The organism is Terrilactibacillus laevilacticus (genome assembly GCF_006517395.1).
In the GTDB taxonomy this organism is placed as follows: Bacteria; Bacillota; Bacilli; order Bacillales; family Sporolactobacillaceae; genus Terrilactibacillus; species Terrilactibacillus laevilacticus.
This window is the reverse complement of record NZ_VDCY01000024.1, coordinates 1-11,444: the sequence shown is the minus strand read 5'-3', so window position 1 is coordinate 11,444 and position 11,444 is coordinate 1. Positions and strand designations below refer to the sequence as shown.

Below are 11,444 nucleotides of genomic sequence, written 5' to 3'. Positions count from 1 at the left end.
TTTGTATAACATTTTGGTCCCCACCCGCATAGCAGGTGGTTTATTGTTTCGCACGTTTCACGTACTCAACTGACTAAAGTCACTAATTAAAACGATGAAATATCCATTTCATCGCAATCAGGTAATATTATATATCCTTCGCTTTCCGATGTTCTCTAAATACCCAAAATCTACTTCCAACAAAATTTATAGCTACACCAATAATGGTTGCTATGCCTTTACTAACTAACTTAGGATAACCCATGACTTGGTAAAAAAAAGCTAACAAACTTAATGTAATGAAGAGAGTCACAATATTTACCACAACAAACTTTCCAAACTCTTGCGTTTTGCCTGTTTGTTTACTTTGTTTAAATGTCCATGAACGATTAAGAATATAGCTATTGAGAACGCCTGCTCCATAGGAAATACACTGTGAGATCACATAAGGAATCCCTACTGCTGTTAATAGAGCAAAAACTATAAAATCAATGAGTGTATTCAAACACCCAACAATACCAAACTTAATTATAGATACAATTGAATTAGACATGCTGAGACGTGTCTCCTATTTTTTGGTTTAAATAATAAAGGGAAGCTTCAACCAGTGGAGAAATTCTTCACCCCCACTGATGTTAGTCTGAACCAATCGGACTTTTACGGTAAGTTTCTCCCCACTCGGATGCTCTCGTTTACATCTATGATCTTGATGTGGGGGTTTTACTACCCTTTATTGCGGGATAAAATTCTTTAACAATGTAAAGCGGTCTATCTCGGGCTTCATCGTAAATGCGCCCAATATATTCACCTACAATACCAAGATTGAAAAGAACCAATCCACTAAACAGAAGTTGAATCACAATTAAGGACGCCCATCCTGTTACAGTATGATTAGTAAACACTTTTAAATATATAACAAATAGCATATAAATGAAACCAACAAACGACAATAAGATGCCTGAAAAGCTTGCCATTTTTAAAGGTTTGTAGGAGAAGGAAGTAATCCCATCAATCGATAGCTTGAGCATCTTTTTCAGCGGATATTTTGTTTCACCTGCATATCTTTCTTCCCGTTCATATTCAATGGCAGTTTGACGAAAGCCAACCCAACTGACTAAGCCGCGTACAAATCGATTTTTTTCTGGTATGCGTTTTATTTCATCGCAGACTTTCCGGTCAATTAAACGAAAGTCTCCGGTGTCTAAAGGAATGTCAACGTCTGCCGATAAACGAAGAAGTCTATAAAATAGTGCTGCTGTTTTCTTTTTAAAAAAACTTTCCCCTTTTCGTATTGTTCGTTTTGCGTAGACAATCTCGTAGCCTTCTTTCCATTTTTCAATCATCTCTAAGATTAACTCAGGCGGATCTTGTAAGTCGGCATCAATAACAATAACTGCATCTCCTTCAGCATAATCCATTCCTGCTGTTATAGCGACCTGATGACCAAAATTTCGGGAAAAATCAATGATTTTTACATTTTCATCTCCTAAGCCTTTTAATAGAGAAACGGTCATATCACGGCTGCCATCATTAACAAAAATAAGTTCGTATGATTCACTTGTAGCCTCTAACACATTTTGTAATCGTTGATATGTAGTTAGAATCACAGCTTCTTCATTATATACAGGAACTATAATAGAATAAACGCTTCTAACCATAGTAAATTTTAAACCTCCTTAAAAAATAAAATTCAAGCTATATTTTTTTAGAAAACACATGCCCTGTTGTTATCCAATTGGAGAAGATAATATTGGGTTTGTAGAACTTATGAGTGATTATTGTTAATCGATAAAATATCGTATAACTTCGAACATAAATTGCGTATCCTTGGGGACGAATTGCGTTTCTTCTGGACGTATTACGCATCCTTAAGCTTTTTTGCGTAACTTCGCTTCCGAATTGTATAACTTCACTATTTGTATTATTTAAATGTCGTTGGATTATCTCTATGCCTGAACATGATATGTGCTTTCTATTCCATTCAATTTGTAGTAAGATTCTCATCTTCAGAAATTAACCTTGATATACATAAAGTGTCTGCGATTGACGTCCACTAAATGTTTGATTGTTATCGTTACTGCTATTAGATTTCCATTCGCTATTAGATACTTTCTTACAATGCTCAGTTATCCATTGTATAGTGCTTTGATTTTCTCTTTGACTACCGGAGATGAGGAAGTATTTCACTTCGCCTGTTTTTGTCATCTTTGCTAGCTTCGCTGGCGTTACAGCGGGATCACTTCCTGAAAAACCGCCCATAGCCATAACGGCATAACTTGAATTCATCATAATAGAATAGGCAGACTGAGCACTGACTGTCGCTAGGATATATTTTTCTCCGTTATAATGTTTTTTCAAATAAGTAAGTAATTCGGTGTTATTTTCACCTTCTATGCCCCTTGGTTGACCCGTTTGATTTCCAAATTTCATGGTATTTTGACCCTGGGCGATACCTAGAGTTTCATTAGATGCTCCATTAAATTGTGGCATATTATTTTCACTCATACGATTACTTAATTTACCCATTTGTCCTCCTGGTGCTCCGCCCATACCTCCTGAAGTTATTGAACTTGGTCCAGCTACAGGTATTGAACTATTGGTGTGATTAAATGTTGATGGTAATGTCCATCCGAGTGGTGCAATGAGTAGTGCTAAAAGAATAGCGGAAATTACATAATGAGACACTTCTTTCCTTTTTCTAAGTAACATCATGGTAAAGAAGGAAAGACATCCGATAATTAAAGCCATCATTGACCAAGTGATAGAAATCCCTGATCTATTTTCTAATAGAACAATAGCTTCAAATACGAAGGTGAACAAGATTGCTATTGGTAATAAGCAACCGGCAAATCCTCTATCTTCTTTATATAATTGCCAAAGAATAGTGCTTCCGATACCCACTAAGGCTGCAACAGCTGGCCCTAGTAAACTCAAATAATATTGATGGAAAAAACCTGCAATACTGAAGAAAACCATCATAGGTACAAGCCACGTTACCCAAAACAAAGTTATTTTATGTTGAATGGTGAACCTTCTTTGTCTACGATAGAGAACAATTAAACCTATGACTGTAAAAAGAGTGAATGGCAGTAACCAACTTGCTTGGCCTGATAACTCTTTAGAGAATAAGCGAAGTGGACCTGTCTCACCTGTACCAAACATGCCGCCACTTCGTTGACTATTTCTCATCATTTGACCCGGCCCTTGATTTGAATTAGAAAATTGTCCATTTCCAGTCGGAGGTTGTGCTCCTCCTTGAAATCCGGGTTGCCCAGATGATCTAGGCATATTTTCACCATTAACCTGTGAACTATTTTGTGATGAGTTCGATTGAGTGTTAGTTGATGATAGTCCTTGACTATGATCACTATTAGTTCTCATCATACTTTGACTTTGACCCTGTTGACCGATTAATCTTGATAATCCATTATAGCCAAGCGCAAGTTCTAGAACGGAATTTGTTTGACTACTTCCTATATAAGGTCTGCTGTCTTTTGGTACAAGATCTACCACAGTAGCCCAAGACAAAGATATCGCGAATAAAACAACTGTTGTTATGGCTAGATGAATAATTTTCTTCTTCCAATTAACATTCATTGCAACCCAATAAAAGAGATACATAGCTGGAAGGATCATAAAGGCAGCCATCATTTTAATGTTAAAACCAACACCAATGAGAATGACACTCAAGATAAACCATCTCAGTTTTTGCTTATCCATGGCTTTCATTAGAGCCCATGTGGCAAATAGTAAGGTGACAATTAAAATACTATCAACATTGTTAGTCCGAATGACTGCGACAAATATTGGTGTTGTTGCTAAAGTTAGACTGGATAAAAGAGCTACCCATCTACCAAACTTTGGTTTGATTAATCTGTACATAATATAAACGGATACGACTCCTGCTAACGCTTCTGGTAATAACACACTAAAATTACTTAATCCAAAAATTTTCGCACTTAATGTTTGAATCCACAAAGCTACAGGTGGTTTATCTACTGTTATAAAGCCTGCTGGATCAAAGGAACCATAGAAAAAGTTATGAAAATTTTTCATCATACTTTTAACCGCAACGGTATAGTAAGTATTTGATCCTGCCTCATATAATTTAAAAAAATTGAGAAATATTGATATCAACATAACCACAATAAGATAAATATCTATTTTCTTTTTTGACTTATCACTCATAATTCCTATCTCCTTCCAAAGCATTTGTTTCACAATTGATAAGTCTATTATGAAGAATAATTCTTAAATATTTATTAATGGAATAATAAGTTCTATACTTATAAAAACGCATAAAAAAAGATAATCCATCTTTTTTAAAGGTGAATTATCTTTTAACTCTTCTCTATCATGTTTAAGCCTTATTTTTGTTTTTTGAATTTATTACGATACAAAACAATATTTTTCTAAGGCTACTTTGATACCTTCTTCATCATTCGACAATGTGACCGCATCTGCAATAACCTTCACTTCAGCTGGTGCATTGCCCATTGCAATCCCTAGACCAGCCATTTTTAACATATCGATATCATTATAATTATCACCAAAGGCAATCACATCTTTTCTGGTCAAGTGGTAGCGCTCTAATATAATTTCAATAGCCGATGATTTAGATACATGACGTCCCATGATCTCTAAATATGTGGGTTTTGATTTATATACCGTTAAATCAGAAAAATGAATGTGTAAATGTGCTTCTAGAGCACGAATGACTTGACCGGGACCCACACATAAAATTTTATTTACCTCTGGATATAAATCCGTATCAAATTGAAATAACTCCATAGGCGTTCCCGTAATTTCATGTTCCTCAATCACCCATCCATCCTCTTTTGATGGAACATACCACTGTCTAGCGTTATATGTCGTAAAACTAATTTGTGGAAATTTTTCAGCACATATTTTGTATATTTCTTTCACATCTGCTTCATTTAGAAGCTCATTCTTTAAAATATCACGTGAACCATCCATTCTTTCTTCGTCTAAAACAAGGGCTCCACTAAAACAAATCAACGGGCCTGTGTTCCCTAGTTCCTTTTGAAGTGGAATAATCGCTTGTGGCATGCGTGCCGACACAAGAACAAGTGGAATCTGTCTTTGTTGTAATATTTTCGCCGCTTCTTGAGTACCCAAACTTAATTTATGTTCAGAATTAATGATCGTACCATCAATATCACTACATACCAATTTATAAGACATCTTAACCCTCTCCTAACAAATGGATTTGCCTGTGACAAATGTTAATCTGTAAGTAAAAGTTCGATACGATAATCTTGAAATATCTTCACAAATGACTGAGGCGGCAGTTTGTCTGTTATGATGACATCAATATCTTGCCAATCGATCCCTTTGTAATAACTTGATAAACTAAATTTCTTACTATCTGCTAAAACAATATTTCGGGAAGTACGTTTTACAACCGTATTTTTTATATATGCGTCATCCTTATCTTCAAAGTAAATCCCATCACCCATAATTGCTGCAGCACCTAAAAAAGCACAATCAAAATGCATATTCAAAACTTGGTGTATACTTTCCATATCAAAGAAGAAGCGATTATTGACATTCAACTGTCCCCCAAAAAGAAATAAAGAAATATCAGCTTGATTAGAGAGAATCCCAGCAATATCTAACGAATGGGTGAAAACATCGACGTTCTTTTTTAACTGCTCAGCTAAATAACTCACCGTTGTAGAAACATCAAAATAATATTTCTCATTTTCCTTTATCAACGTTTGCGCTTTAGCACCGATACGCATCTTCTCTTCAGAATAGGCGTTCACTCTTTCACGATAAGCAAGCAACGTTTCTTTCAATTTTGGAAGTGATACACCTCCATGTGTACGAATCACTGCCCCTTGCTCTACAAGCTTCACAATATCTCGCCTAGCTGTATCTCTTGAAACTTGAAATCGGTTACAAATTTCACTAACAGACATACTTTGCTGTTCATTTAATTGCTCTAGAATTTTTAAAAGTCGTTCTTCCTGATACATGGATTCCCTCCTTTATATAAGTAATTATAAGTAATTAAATATGTTTTTACAAGTATTTTGTAAGTCCATTATTTATTTAGTTAGAATTCACTCCATTTTAAATACCAATTAAAGACAATCGTCCAAGGACTAATGACCTACTAGCCATGCTTGTCCTAGTAAAAACCCCACCACGTGCCCATATCAAAATGACATGTATATCGTATCGTATAATTAAATTAATTATTTTGACACGATAAGGTGGGGTGCTCTATATGCAGATACCACAGGTTCCTACAATTATTACCACTCATCAAACACTTAATAATACAGACAATCAGCTCATGGCCCTTGAAAAAGCAAAAACGTCACTTCAAAATCAGCTACAATCTATGCAAATGAATAATAAAGGCCTACCAAACAACCAAGATCTTAGTAAATTACAAGTTGAACTAAAACGAGTGAATGCACAAATTCAAGAGATTCAGGTTCAAAAGCCTAACAAATTAACTAGTTTAGAAATTCAAGATCAATTATTGATAAGCAAAGAGGCACGTCACCTGTATAACAAAAATCAAACCACGCTCTAAATCCCATTTTAGCATTTGGCATGAGATCTTTTTCATGTTCATATTGACTCGGTTCAGGAATAGTTTTACAATTAACATGGTTTAAGACTATATATATTTGCGGGTGTAGTTTAGTGGTAAAATAAGAGCTTCCCAAGCTCTAGTTGTGGGTTCGATTCCCATCACCCGCTTCCACTGATGAGAAATTTCCTCTTATAAATCGAACTTAGTTGTAATGACACATTTCTTCTAAATACGAAATCATATGAGGTTTTTTTGTGAACAAAACCAAAACTTGGTAGTATAATTCTCTATTACATCAGTTTTATAATGTTTTATTATAAGTAACTTAAATGTATGAAACGAAATAAATCCATTTAAAAAGAGACGAAACTCCATCATCATGTTTTTCGTAGATTAAGAATACATTTTGCAAAAAACTTTTTAAGTAAGTTAATTTTTGTCAGAAAAGGAGGTTTATATGGAAAACTGGTTAGCATCCTTTATTGAAACCTATGGCTACATTGGCGTTTTCTTACTCATTGCCTTTGAAAACGTCTTCCCACCTATCCCTTCTGAAGTTATTTTAACCTTTAGTGGATTTATGACCCACCAATCAAATCTCTCTTTTGTAGGTGTGGTTATTGCTGCGACGGCTGGCTCCGTTATTGGTGCTGCCATTTTGTATGGTATTGGAAGACTGATTCATATTGATCGATTGGAAAGCTTTTTAGATCGCTATGGACATATCATTAGAGTGAAAAAAGAAAGCATACATAAAGCCAATTGCTGGTTTAAAAAATATGGGTATTGGACCGTTCTGGTTTGTCGAATGATTCCGCTTATTCGCAGTCTCATATCTATTCCAGCAGGCATAACGAAAATGAATTTCAACCTATTTTTGTTATTCACAACTATTGGCACATTGATTTGGAATATCCTGCTCATATCATTGGGGTCTGCTGTAGGAGATAATTGGGAAGATATTGTCAACTTTTTCGATCTTTACTCGAATTTAACTTATGGAATCATTTTATTAGGAATGATTATTTTTATCTTTCTCTATTTCTATAAAAAGAAAAAAGCAAGATGACCCCATATTATTGGTTTATCTTGCTTTTCTAATCTCAAAATACTAAGCCTCTGCCTCCTTCTTCTCAAGTCTGCCGCTCCAAACAGTCAATATTACAGCTAGTGCTACCAGAACACCTCCAACCCAGGCTGTATGAATTAACCCCATCGATTCAGTAACAAGGCTTCCGATATATGATCCAACAGCGATTCCAACATTAAAAGCGGCAATATTGATCGCTGATGCCACATCAACTGCACCTGGGACAAAACGCTGTGCCAAAATCACACTATAAAGCTGCAAGCCTGGTACATTCATGAAAGCGAGTAATCCCATAAGTAAGATCGTGATCAAGCCAAAGACTTTAAATGGAGCCGTAAAAGTTAAAATAAACAAAATGATGGCTTGCACGATGAACATATAATAGAGTGCACGTATCGGCTGATGGTTGGCGACCTTACCACCATAGATATTACCAATCGCAATCGCAACTCCATAGAGAAGCAAGATAAAACTTACACTTCCAGGACTAAAACCTGTCACTTTTTCTAATAAAGGCGATAAAAATGTGAAAGTCACAAAAGTACCGCCATATCCTAAAGCTGTTATTACAAATACTAATAGCAAGCGGCCGTTTGTAATAACTTTCAATTGATCTCCAAAAGTAGTTTTAGCCCCTTTTTGAAGATGTGATGGAACAAGAATAACATTACCAATAAAAGCAATAATACCAATGATAACAATCGCGATAAATGAAACTCTCCAGCCAAATTGTTGTCCAATAAAGGTACCGATCGGAACTCCTGTTACCGTAGCGACGGTAAGTCCTGTAAACATAAAGGCAATCGCTGAGGCACGCTTATCTTTTGGGACGAGATCTGCAGCTATTGTTGAACTAATAGACATAAATACCCCATGAGCGAGTGCTGAGATCACACGGGCCGTTAATAAAATAGCTAAACTTGTAGCAAAAGCAGCCACAGTATTTCCGATGATAAATAACACAACAATCGATAATAATAAGGCTTTACGTGACATTTGAGAGGTTGATGCCGTTAAAACAGGAGCCCCTACTGCTACACCCAAGGCATATAAAGAAACTGTCAAACCTGCTGTTGTGATTGAAACGTTTAAATCGTTTGAAATTAAAGGCAATAAACCAATACTAATAAACTCCGTTGTACCAATACCAAAAGCACTAATGGCTAGAGCAAGTAACGCAAACGTACTTTTCTTTTTATTCAATTGGGTTTCTACTGAAAGATCCATACTCATATCTATAAACTCCCCTTTTTTATTTTATGTATAGATAGTTTGCCTTCCTATCTAATTATCAAGTAGCTATTCCGCGGTAAAACCTATTATGATGGGTTTATTTCTTATTGTGAAGAACGTACTTTATAGTTCCATAGGCACCAAAAAGTAACGTATTATTACTTTTGTTCTCATATGTGTTATGATAATGATTATTCAAATGAGCTAACTTGAATCGATATAGTCTTATATTTAAATCATGGCGTAGATACTTCTTTTTATACAGAATAAATTTAAATAAGGAGATTCTTTGATGAAAACATACAACATACCCGTCGAAGCGACTCTTGAAGTTATTGGTGGAAAATGGAAAGTTGTTATTCTTTGTCACTTAACAAAAGGAACAAAAAGAACGAGTGAATTAAAACGAGCTATGCCACAAATTACACAAAAAATGCTCACCCAGCAGTTACGAGAATTGGAAACAGACGGTGTTATAGAGCGTAAATCTTATAATCAAGTCCCTCCACGTGTGGAATATTCCCTTACCGATTATGGCTGGTCCTTAAAAACCATCTTAGATTCACTGTGTGAATGGGGAGAATGCCATTTGGAGAAAAAATACGGAGATCCAAATATTGCTCTCGTCAATCCAACTGTGGAAGCTTAATAAAAAATACCTTTTAGCAAAAATTAACCTCCCTCTCTATCTGCTTTGCATGTAGAGAGGGAGGTTTTTACGATATAAATCCCGTCCTTAACCAAAAATACAAAAGGCACTTTTTAGTACCTATATTACATTAATGTGCGTACTTTTCATGTTATCTCATAGAGGTTATGATCGTACCAACAGCTACTCGTCATGCTAGAGTAGATAATAAGGAGGACATCCCAATATGATATTAACGAGTTTGCAAGATAAAGTAATTTTAAATAATGGTGTTAATATGCCTTGGGTTGGTCTTGGCGTTTTTCGCGTGGAAGATGGTCTTGCAGTAAGTGATGCTGTAAAAGCAGCCATTAAAGCAGGATATCTCAGCATTGATACAGCTGCTATCTATGAAAACGAAGAAGGCGTGGGTCAAGGGATTAAAGAAGCGCTCGCTGAAACAGGTCTTTCAAGAGAAGATCTCTTCATTACGTCAAAAGTTTGGAATGCCGATCAAGGCTATGATTCCACGATCAAAGCTTACCAAACAAGTTTAGACAAATTAGGTCTGGACTATCTCGATCTCTATCTTATCCACTGGCCAGTCGAAGGTAAATACAAGGACACTTGGAAGGCCCTTGAGCATCTTTATAAAGAAGGAAAAATCCGTGCGATTGGTGTCAGCAATTTTCAAATTCATCATCTAGACGTTTTACTGAAAGACGCTGAAGTAACACCTGTCATCAACCAAGTTGAACGCCACCCACGTCTCACACAGAAACCTCTTCAAGACTTCTGTGAAAAACATGACATTCGTCTTGAAGCATGGGCACCACTTATGGTTGGGGAATTATTAGATAACGAAACGATTGTAAAAATTGCTGAAAAACACGACAAAACTCCAGCTCAAGTGATCTTACGTTGGCACATACAAGAAGGCGTTGTAATTATTCCAAAATCAACAAAAGAGCACCGTATCATCGAAAACGGTAATCTCTTTGACTTCGAATTAACCGTTGACGAAGTAGCGGAAATAAGTAGCCTAAATCAAGATCACCGTACTGGGCCAGATCCTGATAATTTTGATTTTTGATTATACGAAAAAGCTGATCCACCCATTTTGGGATCAGCTTTTTTATATCAAGAAATCATTTTATTTTTTATTATTAGCAAACCTTTTTCAAAGCTTTTTAATATCTGATAAATCACTATACCAAGTCCAGAACCCAATGCATTTAAAATAATATCATCAATATCTATTACTCTATGTCCGAAAAACATAGCGTCAATTATGACAAATTGGATTATCTCAATAGATAGTGAAAAATAAAGCATGATAAGAAATGATTTTTTCATTGTAACTAAATTAAAGTGCAAGAAGAAAAAACATAGCGGAGCGAGTAAAATAATGTTACCAAATAATTGTTCATAATTATAAAACGAAAAATGACTCACTTGAGATACAATCGTTCTAAATGGTATAAAATTTGTCGAATTAACCAATATGTGTAAGTGTTCAACAACCTGATAACCTCTGATATCAAATATCCAAAAGTTGATGTTCATCCCAATGGCTAATATGTATAAGATCCATGCGTATATCTCAAAAACAATAAAGATGATATACTCTAAAAATTTATTAAGAATGACTTTCTTTGTTATGAAGAAAAAAATAACGTTAAATAACAAAATATTAGTTAGAAGATCGTAAATATTTACTAGACCATTAAAAGTGATAATGAAAATATAGAATAATAGTATCATGCAAGAAAAAATTGTCGTAATAACTATTTTCGGCTTTATGATGGATTCTCTTATGAAGATCTACTCCTTCCAAAATAATATAACCTGAATTATTCACCGATTTTCTAAAATACACCGGTATAGGGCTATTTAATCAGCTTTTTCGTTATGCTTTACTGCATGAAATAAATGAAAAA

Annotated in this window: 11 protein-coding genes and 1 tRNA gene; 5 read left to right on the top strand and 7 right to left on the bottom strand. The window is 35.2% G+C overall.

The genetic code is table 11. The features are described 5' to 3' along the window. Positions 1-127: 127 nt before the first annotated feature. The 5 genes from FG390_RS15140 to FG390_RS15120 all read right to left on the bottom strand — a co-directional run bounded on the left by FG390_RS15140 (position 128) and on the right by FG390_RS15120 (position 5,981). Positions 128-532, bottom strand: a complete 405-nt coding sequence (locus FG390_RS15140) for a GtrA family protein (protein ID WP_141191874.1) — start codon at positions 530-532, stop codon at positions 128-130. Positions 533-677: 145 nt separating this feature from the next. Beyond that, positions 678-1,637 carry a glycosyltransferase family 2 protein gene (locus FG390_RS15135; protein WP_141191873.1) on the bottom strand — a complete coding sequence of 320 codons (960 nt, stop codon included), beginning with the start codon at positions 1,635-1,637 and terminating at the stop codon, positions 678-680. Positions 1,638-1,992: 355 nt separating this feature from the next. Continuing rightward, positions 1,993-4,167, bottom strand: coding sequence for an ArnT family glycosyltransferase (locus tag FG390_RS15130; protein WP_141191872.1), 2,175 nt, complete (start codon positions 4,165-4,167; stop codon positions 1,993-1,995). Between the two features lie 201 nt (positions 4,168-4,368). Then, entirely contained in the window at positions 4,369-5,184 is an 816-nt protein-coding gene (locus tag FG390_RS15125; protein WP_141191871.1) for a Cof-type HAD-IIB family hydrolase, read from the bottom strand. 41 nt (positions 5,185-5,225) lie between these two features. Next, positions 5,226-5,981, bottom strand: a complete 756-nt coding sequence (locus FG390_RS15120; protein ID WP_141191870.1) for a DeoR/GlpR family DNA-binding transcription regulator — start codon at positions 5,979-5,981, stop codon at positions 5,226-5,228. 254 nt (positions 5,982-6,235) lie between these two features. Between FG390_RS15120 and FG390_RS15115 the strand changes: the two genes are divergently transcribed. The 3 genes from FG390_RS15115 to FG390_RS15105 all read left to right on the top strand — a co-directional run bounded on the left by FG390_RS15115 (position 6,236) and on the right by FG390_RS15105 (position 7,622). Then, a complete protein-coding gene (locus tag FG390_RS15115) occupies positions 6,236-6,550 on the top strand; it encodes a DUF2730 family protein (protein ID WP_141191869.1) in 315 nt (104 codons plus the stop codon). A 99-nt stretch (positions 6,551-6,649) separates the two neighbouring features. Beyond that, positions 6,650-6,720 (top strand) — tRNA-Gly (locus tag FG390_RS15110). Between the two features lie 290 nt (positions 6,721-7,010). Beyond that, positions 7,011-7,622: a DedA family protein gene (locus tag FG390_RS15105; RefSeq protein WP_141191868.1), complete on the top strand. Its 612-nt coding sequence runs from the start codon at positions 7,011-7,013 to the stop codon at positions 7,620-7,622. A 42-nt stretch (positions 7,623-7,664) separates the two neighbouring features. On the opposite strand, the gene FG390_RS15100 is transcribed toward FG390_RS15105, so the two are convergent. Continuing rightward, on the bottom strand, positions 7,665-8,876 hold the full coding sequence (locus tag FG390_RS15100; RefSeq protein WP_141191867.1) for an MFS transporter: 1,212 nt from the start codon (positions 8,874-8,876) through the stop codon (positions 7,665-7,667). 292 nt (positions 8,877-9,168) lie between these two features. Between FG390_RS15100 and FG390_RS15095 the strand changes: the two genes are divergently transcribed. Together FG390_RS15095 and FG390_RS15090 are read left to right on the top strand one after the other, a co-directional pair. Next, positions 9,169-9,525, top strand: a complete 357-nt coding sequence (locus FG390_RS15095) for a winged helix-turn-helix transcriptional regulator (protein WP_141191866.1) — start codon at positions 9,169-9,171, stop codon at positions 9,523-9,525. A 226-nt stretch (positions 9,526-9,751) separates the two neighbouring features. Then, a complete protein-coding gene (locus FG390_RS15090; protein ID WP_281279692.1) occupies positions 9,752-10,597 on the top strand; it encodes an aldo/keto reductase in 846 nt (281 codons plus the stop codon). 47 nt (positions 10,598-10,644) lie between these two features. Here the strand turns inward: FG390_RS15090 and FG390_RS16275 are convergent, their stop codons facing one another. Continuing rightward, positions 10,645-11,268 carry a VanZ family protein gene (locus FG390_RS16275; RefSeq protein WP_141191865.1) on the bottom strand — a complete coding sequence of 208 codons (624 nt, stop codon included), beginning with the start codon at positions 11,266-11,268 and terminating at the stop codon, positions 10,645-10,647. Positions 11,269-11,444: the final 176 nt, after the last annotated feature.